At 31.6% G+C, this 16,291-nt stretch carries 14 protein-coding genes; 9 read left to right on the forward strand and 5 right to left on the reverse strand.

What is annotated here, in order from left to right:
- The first annotated feature begins 197 nt into the window (after nucleotides 1–197).
- The 4 genes from MUN68_RS07290 (at nucleotide 198) to MUN68_RS07305 (ending at nucleotide 4,873) form a co-directional block, all read left to right on the forward strand.
- Nucleotides 198–2,717, forward strand: a complete 2,520-nt coding sequence (locus MUN68_RS07290) for a DUF5916 domain-containing protein (RefSeq protein WP_249994471.1) — start codon at nucleotides 198–200, stop codon at nucleotides 2,715–2,717.
- A 49-nt stretch (nucleotides 2,718–2,766) separates the two neighbouring features.
- Nucleotides 2,767–3,429 carry an ABC transporter ATP-binding protein gene (locus MUN68_RS07295; protein WP_249994472.1) on the forward strand — a complete coding sequence of 221 codons (663 nt, stop codon included), beginning with the start codon at nucleotides 2,767–2,769 and terminating at the stop codon, nucleotides 3,427–3,429.
- A gap of 101 nt (nucleotides 3,430–3,530) precedes the next feature.
- The gene (locus tag MUN68_RS07300) at nucleotides 3,531–4,169 is read left to right on the forward strand and encodes a peptidylprolyl isomerase (RefSeq protein ID WP_249994474.1); all 639 of its coding nucleotides are present in this window, start codon (nucleotides 3,531–3,533) and stop codon (nucleotides 4,167–4,169) included.
- Nucleotides 4,169–4,873, forward strand: coding sequence for a 16S rRNA (uracil(1498)-N(3))-methyltransferase (locus MUN68_RS07305; RefSeq protein WP_249994485.1), 705 nt, complete (start codon nucleotides 4,169–4,171; stop codon nucleotides 4,871–4,873). The genes MUN68_RS07300 and MUN68_RS07305 overlap by 1 nt, the downstream gene beginning before the upstream one ends.
- Before the next feature lie 103 nt (nucleotides 4,874–4,976).
- Here MUN68_RS07305 and MUN68_RS07310 read toward each other — a convergent pair whose 3' ends face one another.
- From MUN68_RS07310 to MUN68_RS07320, 3 genes are all read right to left on the reverse strand, one after another.
- Entirely contained in the window at nucleotides 4,977–6,236 is a 1,260-nt protein-coding gene (locus tag MUN68_RS07310; protein WP_249994487.1) for an aminotransferase class I/II-fold pyridoxal phosphate-dependent enzyme, read from the reverse strand.
- A gap of 200 nt (nucleotides 6,237–6,436) precedes the next feature.
- Nucleotides 6,437–7,474, reverse strand: coding sequence for a PLP-dependent cysteine synthase family protein (locus tag MUN68_RS07315; RefSeq protein WP_249994489.1), 1,038 nt, complete (start codon nucleotides 7,472–7,474; stop codon nucleotides 6,437–6,439).
- A gap of 75 nt (nucleotides 7,475–7,549) precedes the next feature.
- On the reverse strand, nucleotides 7,550–9,610 hold the full coding sequence (locus MUN68_RS07320) for a S9 family peptidase (protein ID WP_249994491.1): 2,061 nt from the start codon (nucleotides 9,608–9,610) through the stop codon (nucleotides 7,550–7,552).
- 62 nt (nucleotides 9,611–9,672) lie between these two features.
- Here MUN68_RS07320 and MUN68_RS07325 point away from each other — a divergent pair, with 62 nt between their 5' ends.
- The gene (locus MUN68_RS07325) at nucleotides 9,673–9,987 is read left to right on the forward strand and encodes a YbaB/EbfC family nucleoid-associated protein (protein ID WP_249994493.1); all 315 of its coding nucleotides are present in this window, start codon (nucleotides 9,673–9,675) and stop codon (nucleotides 9,985–9,987) included.
- Between the two features lie 52 nt (nucleotides 9,988–10,039).
- On the opposite strand, the gene MUN68_RS07330 is transcribed toward MUN68_RS07325, so the two are convergent.
- Nucleotides 10,040–11,056, reverse strand: a complete 1,017-nt coding sequence (locus tag MUN68_RS07330; protein WP_249994495.1) for a threonine aldolase family protein — start codon at nucleotides 11,054–11,056, stop codon at nucleotides 10,040–10,042.
- Between the two features lie 3 nt (nucleotides 11,057–11,059).
- Nucleotides 11,060–13,510 carry a zinc-dependent metalloprotease gene (locus MUN68_RS07335; protein ID WP_249994497.1) on the reverse strand — a complete coding sequence of 817 codons (2,451 nt, stop codon included), beginning with the start codon at nucleotides 13,508–13,510 and terminating at the stop codon, nucleotides 11,060–11,062.
- Between the two features lie 227 nt (nucleotides 13,511–13,737).
- Between MUN68_RS07335 and MUN68_RS07340 the strand changes: the two genes are divergently transcribed.
- From MUN68_RS07340 to MUN68_RS07355, 4 genes are all read left to right on the forward strand, one after another.
- Nucleotides 13,738–14,304: a GNAT family N-acetyltransferase gene (locus tag MUN68_RS07340; RefSeq protein WP_249994499.1), complete on the forward strand. Its 567-nt coding sequence runs from the start codon at nucleotides 13,738–13,740 to the stop codon at nucleotides 14,302–14,304.
- A gap of 75 nt (nucleotides 14,305–14,379) precedes the next feature.
- Nucleotides 14,380–15,490 (forward strand): peptide chain release factor 2 gene (gene prfB / locus MUN68_RS07345; RefSeq protein WP_249994501.1). Its coding sequence is split into 2 segments (ribosomal slippage): nucleotides 14,380–14,442 and nucleotides 14,444–15,490, totalling 1,110 coding nucleotides; the frame shifts between segments, so codons are not numbered across the junction.
- A 3-nt stretch (nucleotides 15,491–15,493) separates the two neighbouring features.
- Nucleotides 15,494–15,835, forward strand: a complete 342-nt coding sequence (gene arsC / locus MUN68_RS07350; RefSeq protein WP_249994503.1) for an arsenate reductase (glutaredoxin) — start codon at nucleotides 15,494–15,496, stop codon at nucleotides 15,833–15,835.
- Nucleotides 15,836–15,852: 17 nt separating this feature from the next.
- The gene (locus MUN68_RS07355; RefSeq protein ID WP_272792427.1) at nucleotides 15,853–16,269 is read left to right on the forward strand and encodes a hypothetical protein; all 417 of its coding nucleotides are present in this window, start codon (nucleotides 15,853–15,855) and stop codon (nucleotides 16,267–16,269) included.
- Nucleotides 16,270–16,291: the final 22 nt, after the last annotated feature.

Genomic DNA, 16,291 nt, shown 5'->3' on the forward strand with positions numbered 1-16,291 from the left:
TCAATAAAAGTAAGTAAAAATTATTACTCGAAACAACAACTAACCTTATCAAAAGATTAACACAAAACCATCGTTTTTAACGTTTGCTTATGACAATTGAACATCATGCATTATTAGATTTGTTAAAGACAACTGTAACAATTCTAAGAAAATGATGTCTTTGTTTGTAGTAGTCACTAACAATCAATCAAATGAAAATGAATTTTCGTTTAATATTCATCATATTTCTGTTATCGAGTATTTCCGCTTATGCTCAAGTGATAGATAGCATTCAAGACTTTTTAAATAAGAAACAACTACAAATAGAACGAACATCTCTATCTCCAAAAATAGATGGTATTTTAGATGATACTATATGGCAAAATGCAGATATAGCAACAGATTTTACGCAATTTAGACCAGACATGGGGAAAACTGCTACTGAAGATATTAAGACTGTTGTTAAGATGGCATATGATGATACAGGTATTTATGTTGCCGCTTACATGTATGATAATCCAGAATTAATTTTAAAACAATTTGCAAGCCGAGATAATTTTGGGCAAGCCGATTTTTTCTTAGTTGTATTAAATCCGAATAATGATGCTCAAAATGATACCGAATTTTTTGTATTTCCATCAGGAACTCAAGCTGATGCTGTAGCCAATCCAAGCAATGGTGAAGACTTTGGATGGAATGCAGTTTGGGATAGTGCTGTTCAAATTAATGATGATGGATGGGTTGTTGAAATGAAAATTCCTTATCGTGCTTTACGTTTTTCTCCAGATATAGAAACTTGGGGATTACAATTTCACAGACGAATTAAACGTGATAATTCACAATACACCTGGAATCCAATTGACAATACTAAAGGTAATTCTGGTTTGTATCATGGTGAATTAAATGGTTTTAAAGATATTGAGCCTCCTGTAAGATTAAATTTGTATCCATTTGCTTCAACAGTTTTTAATAATATGGACAAACCAGATTTTAATCTAGGGATGGATGTTAAATATGGAATTACGGAAAATATGACATTAGACGCAACGCTAATTCCAGACTTTAGTCAAACTGGTTTTGATAATTTGAGTCTTAACCTTGGGCCTTTTGAGCAAACATTTAGTGATCAACGTCAGTTTTTTACTGAAGGCGTTGACCTTTTTAGTAAAGGGAATTTGTTTTTCTCAAGACGCGTTGGTGGTCGTCCTTCTCGCGATGTTGATTTAGACGAGAATGAAGAAATAACTGAAGATCCTGAAGTTAAAGTGTTAAATGCATTAAAAATTTCTGGGCGAACTAAAAAAGGATTGGGTATTGGCTTTTTTAATGCCATTACTCAAAAAACGGATGTTAAAATTCATAATACAGAAACAGGAACGTATAGAAAAGAAACTGTTGAACCTTTTAGCAACTATAACATTCTTGTATTGGATCAGCAATTTAATGGAAACTCGTCTCTTGCAGTTGTCAATACTAATGTAACACGAGAAGGTCATTTTAGAGATGCAAATGTAACTGCATTAGTTGCAAATATTTTTAATAAACGCAATACTTATAATATACAAGGTGATTTAAAAATGAGTAATCGCAATTTAGATACTGGTATAGAAACTGGGTTAAGTTCATTCTTATATATTCGAAAAGCTCATGGTAAATTTAGATACAGTTTTGATCATAGTTTCGCAAATGAAAATTATGACATTAATGATTTAGGACTCAACTATAGAAACAATTTTAATAGTTTTGGTGTTGATGTTTCGTATCGAATTTTTGAACCTACAGAAAAATTGAATAATTTCAGTATTAATGCTTGGTACAATTACAATCGATTATACAAACCTAGTACATTTACAGCTCAAAATGCTGGTGTTAGTATCTATGGGAAAACAAAAAAAGAACTAATGGATTTTGGGGGAAATATCAATTATCAAATGGGTAAACAATTTGACTATTTTGAACCTCGTGATTTTGAAAACAAACGCTTTTTTATTTATGAAGATCGTGTAAATGCTAATGTATGGATTTCAACAAATTATAATAACACTTTTGCTTTAGACACCAATATTGGTGGAGCGCTCTTATTTGAAGATGGACGTGATAATTCTCAATTATGGTTTGGATTCACTCCCAGAATACAGTTAAGTGATAAGTTTTTAATATCCTACAACTTCTATTTTGAAAATGAATTAAAAGATAGAGGTTATGCAAATGATTCGAATGATTTAGACGATGAAATTATATTTGGACAACGAGATCAAAAAACCATTGTTAATAGTGTTTCTGCTGGTTATAATTTTAATCCGTTTAACTCTTTAAATCTAACATTTAGAAATTATTGGACCACTGTGAATTATGAAGATAACCCATACTTTTTACAAGAAAATGGTCGTTTAACAAAGTCAACAGATACTTTTGATGAACTTGCTTTAGATTCTTCTGATGTTAATTTTAGTACGTGGAATGTTGATTTAAGTTATTCGTGCCAATTTGCTCCAGGTAGCTTTTTAACCGTATTATACAGAAATCAGTTATTCAATTCTAATTCAATGGCAGACGAAGATTTCTTTAATAGTTTAGATACTTTGTTGAATCAAGATATGCAACATATTTTGTCTATTCGATTACAGTATTTTATTGATTTTGGAGGCATTCGAAGCATCTTTAAAAAGAAAAATAAGAACATTGAGAAATTAAGTAGACTGTCTGCAAATATGAAACAAAATTCACAGCTTCTATAATTATCATTATTCATTTTAATGTAGTATTTTCGAAGCACATTTTGTTTCAATGATTAAAGCTCAAAACATACATAAATACTATGGAGATTTACACGTATTAAAAGGTGTAAATCTTGAAATTAAAAAAGGTGAAATTGTTTCCATCGTTGGTGCTTCTGGAGCAGGGAAAACAACACTATTACATATTTTAGGCACTTTAGATAAGATTGATAAAAATACAGGTGATTCATTATTGATTAATGAAACTAATGTTTCTATACTCAATGATAAGTCTTTAGCAAAGTTTAGAAACGACCATATTGGTTTTGTTTTTCAGTTTCATCAGTTACTACCAGAATTTACTGCTTTAGAAAACGTATGTATTCCAGCTTTTATAAATGGAAAAAATCAAGCAGAATCAGAAAAGAGAGCAATGGAGCTTTTAGATTTTCTTGGGCTCAAAGAACGTTATCATCATAAACCAAATGAACTTTCTGGAGGAGAACAGCAACGTGTTGCAGTAGCTAGAGCACTTATTAATGATCCTGAACTAATTTTTGCAGATGAACCTTCAGGGAATTTAGATAGCGAATCTGCCGAAAATCTTCACAATCTGTTTTTTAGACTTCGAGACGAGTTTGGACAAACTTTCGTAATTGTGACTCATAATCAAGAATTAGCAGATATGGCAGACCGAAAATTAACGATGGTTGATGGTCGTATTAAGCTCTAATTTTAAGTTATAAACAATTAATTCTTAAAAACTTCATTAATTTTCTGTATAAGGGTTTGTCTTTCGCTTTAAATTTGGCTATAACATTAAAAACCCAAACAATGCTAAAAAACATCCTATTGCTACTCGTTTTTGTAACGACATCTATCTGTTTTTCTCAAAACAATTTTGAAAGTGAGTTAGATTCGATACAAACCCTTGATGAAGCCAAAATTTACGTTAAAAAAAATAAATCTTTAAAAGGAAAAGTAATTACGTTTAATAAAGAAAAGCACCATACACAAATAGCTGATGAACTTTTTCGTTTGGCAAAAGGCTCAAAAAAAGTGTATAAAACGGATATGGAAAAGACATACTATAAAGTAGTTGACAAAAATGAAATCCCATATCAAAAACTGAGTTATATCTATTTAGATGGAAAAGAGAAGTCGATGGAAGAAATTAATATACTTAGACATAATATTATAGCAAAATACAGAAATGGCTTTCGTTTTGAAGATTTAGCAAAGCTTTACTCTATGGATACTAATGCAAAACGTGGTGGTGATTTAGGATGGGTAACACAAGGAGATTTACATCCTGATTTTGAAGCTCATGTATTAGATAATTCTCATGAGGTAAATGATATTTTTACTGTTGACATACCTAAACAGCAATGGTATTACGTCATTCTTAAAACAGAAGGCACTAAGTTTATTGAAGAAATAAAAGTGCTTAAAGTAACTGAACCTGTTAAATAATGCAGTTATTTTTTAATTCGGAATTATCACAAGATAAAGATCAAATTCAATTTTCAAAAGAAGAAAGTAAACACATCATAAAAGTTTTGAGGAAGTCAATTGGTGATATACTTCATATCACTAATGGAAAAGGTGTTTTGTTTACATCTGAGATAATAATTGCAGATCAAAAAAAATGTGTTTCTAAAATTACATCTTCCGAAATTAAGCCGAAAAGAAACTACAATTTGCATTTAGCTGTTGCTCCAACTAAAATGAATGATCGTTTTGAATGGTTTCTTGAAAAAGCTACAGAGATAGGTATAGATAGTATCACTCCTATTTTTTGTGAAAATAGTGAACGTCGCATTATTAAAACAGAGCGTTATGAAAAAATACTTTTATCTGCGATGAAACAATCATTAAACTGTTATTTGCCAATATTAAATGACCCAATTAATTATAAAAATTTTATTGCTCAAAAACATGATGGTTTATTATATGTTGCGCATTGCGAAGAATCGAATAGAAAATCCTTAAAACAAGAATTAAAACCCAAACAAAATGTCATAATTTTGATTGGTCCTGAAGGTGATTTTAGCATAAAAGAAATTGATTTAGCGATACAGTCCGATTATATTCCAGTTACATTAGGAGATACAAGATTACGTACTGAAACTGCTGCAATTGTTGCTTGTCATTCTGTTGCTTTTGTTAATGAATAATCACTTTGAGTAAGAGATATTAAATACCTGTATATCATATGTTAATAAACAAAAAAATCCAATGAATTCTCATTGGATTTTTTTGTTAAATATGATATATGAATTATTCACCCATCGCAGCAATGACTGCAGCAGATAAACGTTTATATGTTCCGTTTTCTAAGCGTTCTCTAATAGCATCAAAAGCATCAAGAGTTTCAGTAACATCTTCTAATGTATGAGTTGCTGTAGGAATCATTCTTAAAAGAATTAATCCTTTAGGTATTACTGGATATACAACAATAGAACAAAAAATCCCGTAGTTTTCACGTAAATCACGAACTAAAGCCATGGCTTCAGGAATACTTCCTTTTAGATATACAGGAGTTACACAACTTTGTGTAGTTCCGATATCAAATCCACGTTTTTTTAATCCAGATTGTAATGCATCAACAATTGTCCAAAGGTTTTCTTTAAGCTCTGGCATTGTTTTGAGCATTTGTAAACGCTTACGAGCACCAACTACAAGTTGCATTTGTAGTGACTTTGCAAACATTTGCGAACGTAAATTATATTTTAAGTAGTCTATAATTTCTTGATCTGCAGCTATAAATGCACCAGTACTTGCCATAGATTTAGCAAACGTAGCAAAATACACGTCAATATCATCCTGTACGCCTTGTTCTTCACCAGCTCCAGCTCCAGTTTTACCTAAAGTTCCAAAACCATGTGCATCATCGACAAATAATCTGAAATTAAATTTCTTTTTAAGTTCAACTATTTCTTTCAAACGTCCTTGCTCACCTCGCATTCCAAATACACCTTCAGAAATTACTAAAATTCCTCCTCCAGTATGTTCAGCCATTTTAGTGGCTCTTTCTAAGTTTTTCTCAAGACTTTCAACATCATTATGCTTATAGGTGAATCGTTTTCCCATATGCAAACGAACACCATCAATAATACAAGCGTGTGCATCAACATCATAAACAATAATATCATCTTTTGACACCAAAGCATCAATTGTAGATACCATGCCTTGGTAACCAAAGTTCAATAAATATGCTGCTTGTTTATTTACAAATTCAGCAAGCTCATCTTGTAATTTTTCGTGAAGATCTGTATGACCAGACATCATTCGAGCTCCCATTGGGTAAGCTGATCCATATTCTGCTGCAGCTTCGGCATCAACCTTTCTAACCTCAGGATGGTTAGCAAGACCAAGATAATCGTTAATACTCCATGTAATTACGTCTTTACCTTGAAACTTCATTCTATTAGATATCTTACCTTCTAACTTAGGGAAAACAAAATAACCTTCTGCGTGAGAAGCCCATTTTCCTAACGGTCCTTTATCTTTATAAATCTTTTCAAATAAATCCTTCATTTAAAGCTATTAATTTAGTCAAATTAGTTAGTAGACTTTATCTCAATCATTTTTAAGCGAAAAATTAAGATATAATCGGGACAAAATTAATCAATTATATTATGACTGCATAATATTTTAAGACCAATGTTTATAAGCCCTTATACATAAAATCCTATCACATAAAAATGCAATAGGACTTCACACTACTTTTTGTAATTTTATTTTATATACTGAATGCTTTCAGAGACTTCTGTTTTACTATCAAAGAAACCTTGCTCTTCCATCCATTTATCACTATAAATCTTACTCATATAGCGAGATCCATGATCTGGAAATATCACAACAACTTTATCACCTTTCTTAAATTCTCCATCTTCACTAAGTTGCTTTAATGCTTGCATTGCTGCTCCACTTGTATAACCTACAAATAAGCCTTCAGATCTAGAAATCTCTCGAGCTGTATGTGCACTTTCCTCATCCGTAACTTTGATAAATTTATCAATTAAATCGAAGTCTGTTGCTGTAGGAATTAAATTCTTACCTAAGCCTTCAATTCGATAAGGATAAATTTCTTTATCATCAAATTCACGTGTTTCATGATATTTCTTTAATACTGAACCAAATGCATCAACACCAATGATTTTAACATCAGGATTTTGTTCTTTTAAGTATTTAGATATCCCAGAAATAGTTCCACCTGTTCCACTACAAGCAACTAAATGAGTGATTTTACCTTCAGTTTGATTCCAAATTTCAGGACCAGTAGAATTATAATGTGCATCAATATTTAATTGATTAAAATACTGATTGATATAGATAGAACCTTTAATCTCATTATGTAAACGCTTAGCAACTTCGTAATAAGAACGCGGATCGTTAGCACTAACATTAGCAGGACACACATACACTTGTGCTCCCATAGATTTTAGCATATCAATTTTATCTGCTGAAGATTTAGAACTCACAGCTAAAATACACTCATAACCTTTAATGATGCTAACCATAGCAATACTAAAACCTGTATTACCTGAAGTTGTTTCAATAATAGTATCACCTGGAGTTAGAATTCCTTGTCGTTCTGCTTCTTCTATAATATGAAGTGCTATTCTATCTTTTGATGAATGACCTGGATTAAAAGCTTCTACTTTTGCGAAGAAATCACCTTCAAAGCCTTTTGTCATTTTATTTAATTTGATAAGTGGTGTTTTACCTATTAATTGTAAAACATTATCAAATACATGTTTGTCTTGTTTCATAAACGCTATTTATCAGTTTCAACATCATTTAACATTGAAACGTAAAACCTTGCAAAATTACTATTTTTTTTTAAACTAGCTAGTAATTCCTTCTAAGTCTAGTAAAAAAGCGTATTCTTGAGCATCTTCTTTTAGAGCTTCAAATCGTCCGGAAGCTCCACCATGACCAGCTTTCATATTGGTTAGAAGATATAATTTGTTAGTATCTTGTTTATAAGTTCTGAGCTTAGAAACCCACTTTGCAGGTTCCCAATACTGCACTTGCGAATCGTGTAAACCTGTGGTTACCAATAGATTTGGATAATTTTGCTTTTTCAAATTATCATATGGTGAGTAACTTTTGATATATTTGTAATAGTCTTTATTATTAGGGTTTCCCCATTCATCATATTCTCCTGTAGTAAGCGGAATTGTATGGTCTAGCATTGTTGTTACTACGTCAACAAAAGGAACGGCTGCAATAACTCCGTTATAGAGTTCTGGTGCTTCATTTATTATAACTCCCATCAATAAACCACCAGCACTTCCACCCATTGCGTATAAATGAGATTTTGACGTATAACCTTCAGCAATTAAATGTTTTGAACAATCTATAAAATCTGTAAACGTGTTTTTCTTTTTAAGAAGTTTTCCATCTTCATACCACTGTCTTCCTAAATACTCTCCTCCTCTAACATGTGCAATTACATAAATAAACCCTCTGTCTAACAAACTTAATCGGATTGTTGAAAAATATGGATCAACGGTAGAACCATAACTTCCATAAGCGTATTGCAATACTGGAGTGTTCCCATCAAGTTTGGAGTCTTTTCTTCTAACGACAGACATTGGGATTTTAGTGCCATCTTGTGCAGTTGCCCATATGCGTTCAGAAGTATAGTTGTTTTTGTCAAACTTAGGATCTAAAACTTGCTGTTCTTTTTTGATTTCTTTAGCTTTTGTTCGCATATTGAAATCTATTACAGACGCTGGAGTAGTCAGTGAATTATATGCATATCTTAAAATTTCAGTATCAAAATCGACGTTTGTTCCTACATTTACAGTGTAAGTTTCATTATCAAATGGCAAATAATAATCTTCAGTATTATCCCAACGTTTTATTCTTATTTCATTTAATCCATTAGTTCGTTCACTAATGACTATATAATCTTTGAATATCTCAATATCTTCAATCAAAACATCTTTTCTATGAGGAATGACTTCAACCCAATTTTCAAGTTTGGTAGCATTTTCTGGTGTTTTCATAAGTTTGAAGTTGGTTGCTTCATCTTTATTAGTAACCACATAAAAATGGTTTTCAAAATGAGACATGCTATACTCTAAACCTCGAACTCTTTTTTGAAAGACTTTAAATTCGTTATCTGGAGCATCTGCATTGAGGATATGAAACTCATTTGTGAGCGTACTATAACAGGCAATGATGATATATTTTCTTGATTTAGATTTGTAAACAGCAACTCCAAAAGTATCATCATTTTCGGTGAATACGATAATATCTTCGTCTTCAGAATCACCTATTTTATGTTTGTAAATTTCATTTGCTCGAAGCGTTTGTTCGTCTTTTTTTGTGTAAAAAATGGTACAATTATCATTTGCCCAAGTTGACGAGCCAGTTGTGTTTTTTATTACGTCTGAAAATATCTCATTAGTAATTAAACTCTTAATTTGAAGATTGTATTGTCGTCTGCCAACAGTATCCAATCCAAAAGAAATCATCGTATTATCTGGACTCACACTTAATCCTACTAATCTAAAATAACCATGACCTTTTGCCATGTCGTTGCAATCAAAAATCAACTCTTCTTTGGCTTCTAAACTTTCTTTTTTGCGTGTGTAAATCGGATAATCTTTACCTTTTTCATACCGAACGATGTACCAATAACCATTGTATTTATAGGGAACTGAAGAATCATCTTCCTTGATTCTTGCTTTCATTTCTTCAAACAATTGCTTTTCAAAACTATTAGTATGAGCAGTTTCTTGCTCGTAATAATCGTTTTCAGCATTTAGGTAATCCAACACATTTTGATCTTCTCGTTGGTTTAGCCAGAAATAGTTATCAATTCTAAGATCATTATGGATTTCTAATTCTTTAGGAATTTGTCTTGCAATAGGAGCTTCAATAGTCGTCTTCATTTTTCTTTTTAAAAGTCAAGCAATTTAGTAATTTTGCAACTTATAATTTAAAACTTAACAATATGTTTGGAGATATGATGGGGAAACTTAAAGAAGCCCAGAAAAAAGTTGAAGAAACAAAAGAACGCCTTCATACTGTTTTAATTGACGAAAAGAGTAATGATAATAAACTAAAAGTTACTATTACCGCAAATAGAACTTTAAAATCAATTGCAATAGACGACGAATTACTTCAAGATAAGGACATGCTTGAAGATTATTTAATTCTTACGATAAACAAAGCAATTGAACGCGCTTCAACAGTTCATGAAACTGAAGTTGCAGCTGTAGCAAAAGCTGGAATGCCAAATATTCCCGGAATGGATATGTTTAAGTAATCTGTTGTCCAGAAAGGTTTTTATAACCTTGTTGAATTTAACCATGAATTTTTTAAAATTCATTCAACACATCCAAAAGGCGTTCATGCATTTGATCTGTATAATCTAAATGCGTTACCATGCGAAGTTTATTGCTTCCCATGCTTATGATATGAATGTTTTTGTCTGTTAATTGCTGAAGAAATTCTGCTTCATCAACATGAGACTCCAATTCAAAAATAACGATGTTGGTTTCTATAGGTTCTACAACCTTTATAATTGATAAATCAAATAAAGCTTGTCCAATATCTTTAGCTTTTTTATGATCTTCTGCTAATCTATCCATGTTATGATCTAATGCATACAATCCAGCAGCAGCCAGATAACCAACTTGTCGCATATTACCTCCGAAAACTTTTCTTAAATGAATAGATTTTTTCATAATAGATTCATCACCAATCAGCACTGAACCAATAGGACAGCCAAGCCCTTTGCTTAGGCAGACAGAAATCGTATCAAAGATTTGTCCGTATTGTTTTGGCGTTTCATTTTTAGCAATCAAAGCATTCCATAATCGTGCTCCATCTAAATGATACCCTAAATCATGTGTATCACAAACGGTTCTGATTTTTTTAAGTTCTTCAAAATCCCAACAAGCTCCTCCTCCTTTATTGGTTGTGTTTTCAACTTCTACTAAACTGGTTTGACTATAATAAAAGGCATCTGGATTTATAGCCTGAATCACTTGTTGAGCATTAAACATGCCTCTTTCACCATCAATTAAATGACAAGATACACCACTATTAAATGCTGCTCCTCCAGCTTCATAATTATAAATGTGTGCATATTTATCACAAATGACTTGCTCTCCAGGTTGCGTGTGTAATTTGATAGCAGTCTGATTAGCCATACTTCCAGATGGAAAAAACAAAGCTTTCTCCTTTCCAAACATGTTTGCTAAACGCTCTTCTAAAGCATTTACAGTTGGGTCTTCTTTGAATACGTCGTCACCAACTTCGGCAGACATCATAGCATTTAACATGCCTTTTGTGGGCTTTGTTACTGTATCGCTTCTTAAATCTATTGTCATAAATTAGTTAGTATTGTAATTGCATTTATCACTTCCAATTGGAGAACCATCAGGAATTTTCGGTGAATTTTTCAATATAAATTCTTCTGGATCCTCATTAAATTGCTCTATTAGTTTTTTATATTGTTTGCTATAATAATTTGGTAAAAGCATAGGTAATGAATTAGGCGTTTTACTAACAGGCATATTAATAGTATTTGGCACACTTTTTATTTTGTCAATATATTGATTTGCAATAGCATTGACTTGAAAGTAAGCTTTGTCATTTACAGCTAAATTCATAATATGTTTGAGAACATTAGTATTGATTATTTGTTGAATTTCATTTAAATAGGGATCATTATATTGCTTTTTAAATGAATTTTCAATTACAATTTTTAATAATTCATCTAAATTTAATTGACTACTATCTAAACTATGTTGATAAACTAAACGATTTGCTCGCTCTGGATGTAATAATAAACTTAATGTCATATCACTTGCAGTAGCAGCAGCACTCATTGGGTCGAAAGCAACTCCAGCTTGACTAGAAAAGGATTCACGACTTCTATAATATTCAAAAGCTCTTGGTGGAAATAATTCCAATTTATCCTTTGGAATCGCTAATGCTTCAGCAGATAATGTTTTAAGAATAGAATTTAAAGCATCTCGTTGCATTTTAGCATCTACAGACTTCACAACCGTTTGTCCATCACCTTTCACAGCATAATTATAATCTAAACCTCCAATCACTTTAGCTGCAGCTTCAGTTTGAAAACGATGGAAGAAATAGAGCGGCACAAATACATCTTCTAATACTGAAAGCGGTTCGCCTTTTCGAATATTGTCTATTGAGAAATTTGAAATAGCTTTTTCTCTAACTGCTAAAAGATTGTCCAATTCTTCAGAAGCAGATTTGCCATTATCCCAAAGGTGAGCAGAAGCATGTGCTCCTCCTTTTGCTCTTGCATCACGATCTGAAATAAAACGATGACCAGCTAAAGTTGCAGCTTTTAAAATTTTATTTAAGTCTTCAGTTTCGTTTGAATTTTTATCAAATTCAGAATAGCTATATGCCACAGTAACTTTGTCCCAATCTCCAATTCCTACAGCATACGCATCACTTAAATCTATATGTCCGTTAGTTAATTTTACTAAAGGATGTGGGTAATCCATAACTGATGACCTTTGGTTTGGACTTGCAGCAAAATTATGTGCAAACCCAATAGTGTGCCCAATTTCGTGAGCGCTCAACTGACGAATTCTCGCTAAAGCCATATCTAACATAGGTTGATAATTATCGTCACGCTCTGCAAATGGTTTATCTAATAACGCTTGAGCAATCATAAAATCCTGACGAATTCGTAAACTACCTAAACTCACATGACCTTTAATAATTTCTCCAGTTCTAGGATCGATAACACTTCCTCCATAACTCCATCCTCTAGTTGAACGATGTACCCATTGAATCACATTATATCTACAATCCATTGGATCTGCATCTGCAGGTAACATTTTTACTTGAAATGCATCTTTAAATCCGATAGACTCATAAGCTTGATTCCACCAACGAGCTCCATCTAAAAGCGCAGAACGTACAGGTTCTGGAGTTCCTGGATCTAGATAATAGATAATTGGTTCTTTAGCTTCACTAAGTTCAGCATTAGGATTTTTCTTTTCTAAGCGATGTCTAATGATATAGCGTTTTCTAATTTGCTCTTGTATTGGAGTGGCATAATCTAAATAAGATATTGAAATAGCTCCACTTCTCACATCAAATTCACGCATTTTATATTCATTATCTGGTAATTCAATAAAGCTATGATGTTGAATTACACTAACTAATGATGCTGTAGGAGCTACAGTTCTAATATTTTTTCCTGTAGGTTGGCCTTTAAATGTTAGTAAAGCTTCAAACTCTACATTTTTAGGAAATGCTTTAGTTCTGTTAAGTGATAATGCACTTTTTGACGCATCTAATTTATAGTTTCCCTCCTTACTTCTTTTAAAAGTTGAAGCCACACCATTTACATCTTCCATTAAAAATGGTGTTATGTCAATGATGTAGGTTCCATTTTTTTCTTCTTCAATTTTAAATCCATATAAGACGGATTTAGCAAAAGCTTGCTCGATACTTTTCTTTTCAAGCACATTATCTGTAATAGCTCTATAATTTTGGTTGGGTTGAATTAATAATAATTTATTACCTGCTTTTTGGAATTTCACTATGCGTTCTCTTCCTAATAGACCTCTGTCTAATCCAATATCGTTAGAACCAACTCCAGTAGCAAGTGAATTTACATATAGAAATTCTTGATCTAAATTTTTAACTTCTAAATAAATTTTGTCTTGACCTTCATCATAGTGAAAATCAAAAAAACCGTTATAATTTTCAAGGTCTTTATTATCTAATACCTGAGAAAAAGCTGGTAAAATTGAAAGAAATAGTACGAAGTATAATATCTGTTTTTTCATTATTGAATAATTAGTCTATAAAATTACATAATTTAAACGAATTGATAAATGTGACTTATATAAATAACATGCGTCTAAACTATTAAGAAACTTATAGTTGCAAGAATGAATTTGTTGCTGTATTAATTTAAATTAACCTGAGAACCCTATATCAGAGATTAATAATAATTTTTAAGCTATTTAAAAATGGAAATTTCAAACCCATTCTTGATGGTTTTTTCAAACGTTTGTATTCAAAAACTAATTTTATTGGTTTAGAAGCGATACCTTATAAGTTAGGCTCAATACATTCAAATATTGATATTGTCATTAGACCTTTTGAAACTTCAGATCTAAATTCATTAAATGAAGGGGTTAGGCATTCACGTTTAGTTGAAGAGCAAATCCCAAAATGTTACGTTGCTACTACCAATGAAAATAGAACAATTTATAGACAATGGTTATTTACTCATAAATATCAACAACAAGTTATAGATTACTTTGGTCCTATTTTTCCGAAAATTAGTATAAACGAGGCAATTATTGAAGGTGTATTTACACATCCTGACTATAGAGGATTACGCATCATGTCTGATGCAATGTCAAAAATAATTCAGCAGCAACAGTATAAAAATATAAAAAGAGTGATTGCTTTTGTTGAAGAAAGTAATAAAGCAAGTCTTAAAGGTTTTTATAGAATAGGTTTTTTGCCTTATATGATAAGGAAAGAAGTTTGGTTTCTGTTTAGAAGAAAAGTAACTTTAGTTCAAATGTCAGAGAAACTTCAAAAAAAGCATTTAAAAGCATTTTTATAAACTTGATTTAAAACATAATTGGTTTTAGTTTTTTCTGAATGATTTATATCTTATTTTCGTTTAAAATTTTAGACTATGATTACTTCAGATCAAATTAAAGATCTCAATACACGCCTTGATAAACTAAGGCACTATCTTTGACATAGATGCCAAATTAATAGAAATTTCTAACGAAGAAGAGCAAACTTTTGACCCTAATTTCTGGAATGATTCTAAGCAAGCCGAATTGATAATGAAATCACTTCGAGAGAAGAAAAGTTGGGTTGAAGATTATAATTCAGGGATCACCTTATTAGAAGATCTAGAGGTTATTTATGAGTTTTTTAAGGAGGAAGAATCTACAGCGGAAGATGTAGAAAATAGATTTCAAAAAGCATTAGGTCTTATTGAAAAATTAGAGTTCAAAAATATGCTGTCTGATGAAGGTGATAGTTTGAGCGCTGTACTTCAAATTACTGCTGGAGCTGGAGGAACAGAATCTTGTGATTGGGCTAGTATGCTTATGCGTATGTATTTAATGTATGCGGAAAAAAGCGGATTTAAAGTCAAAGAACTCAACTTTCAAGAAGGTGATGTTGCAGGAATCAAAACGGTTACTCTAGAGATTGAAGGTGATTATGCTTTTGGTTGGTTAAAAGGCGAAAATGGTGTACATCGTTTGGTTAGAATATCTCCTTTTGATAGTAATGCTAAACGACACACAAGCTTTGCTTCAGTATATGTGTATCCTTTAGTTGATGACACCATAGAAATTGATATTAATCCAGCAGATATTGAAATCACTACAGCACGATCAAGTGGTGCTGGTGGACAAAATGTAAATAAAGTAGAAACTAAAGTTCAGTTAACACATAATCCATCAGGTATTCAGATTTCATGTTCTGAAACACGTTCTCAACATGATAATAGATCACGTGCAATGCAAATGTTGAAATCTCAATTATATGAAATTGAATTACAAAAGCAAATGGCACAACGTGATGATATTGAAGCAGGGAAAATGAAAATAGAATGGGGAAGTCAAATACGGAACTATGTAATGCACCCTTACAAATTAGTAAAAGATGTGAGATCTGCTCATGAAACGGGAAATGTTGATGCGGTTATGGATGGAGATTTGGAACCATTTTTAAAAGCCTATTTAATGATGATGGGTCAAAAAGAAGAAAACCCTAACCAATTATAAACTATGATTACAATATATCACAATCCACGTTGCACTAAATCTAGAGAAGGTCTTCAAATTTTAGAAAATTCTGGCAAGGATTTTGAAGTCATTAAATATCTTGACGAACCAATTTCCGAAGCGAAACTAAAAGAGATTATAAGTTTATTGGGTATTAAGCCTATAAACTTGGTCAGAAAAAATGAGGCGATTTGGAAATCAGATTATAAAGGAAAAAAATTAACAGATGATGAAATCATATCTACTATGATAAATAATCCAAAACTTATTGAACGACCAATTGTTGTTAATAATGGAAAAGCTACAATTGGTAGACCACCATCATTAATAATTGAAATTATATAAATATGTTACTCAATATTATGAGAAGTAAAAATAGTATGCTAATGGCATTGCTTTTTTTGATTAGTTTTCAAGTGTTTTCACAGACAGAAGCACAAATAAAATATGATAAAGAGCGTTTTGAAAATAGAGCAAATGAATTAAAAGAACAACTTGTTAGTGATATCATTAAAGGCCTTAAGGTAGGTGAATTTGAAGAACATATTGTGTCACTGTCAATACACTCTTATTTTGAAGAAGTTACAAAAATTTATATGTTTGATCTTCCAGCTTTTGAAAAACAAGACTTAATCACTCAATTTGAAATAAAACATTTTAATGATTTAAATACCATTTTAGATCAAGAACAAATTGATTATATTATTAATCAGCTTAGAGGAGATTGGAAAAAAGACCAAAAAAAGAAGAAACGTAAGAAAAAAAAGAAAAACAAATAGGATACCTTTTACGATAATTTAC

Origin of the sequence: Psychroserpens ponticola (assembly GCF_023556315.2) — a bacterium.
GTDB lineage: Bacteria > Bacteroidota > Bacteroidia > Flavobacteriales > Flavobacteriaceae > Psychroserpens > Psychroserpens ponticola.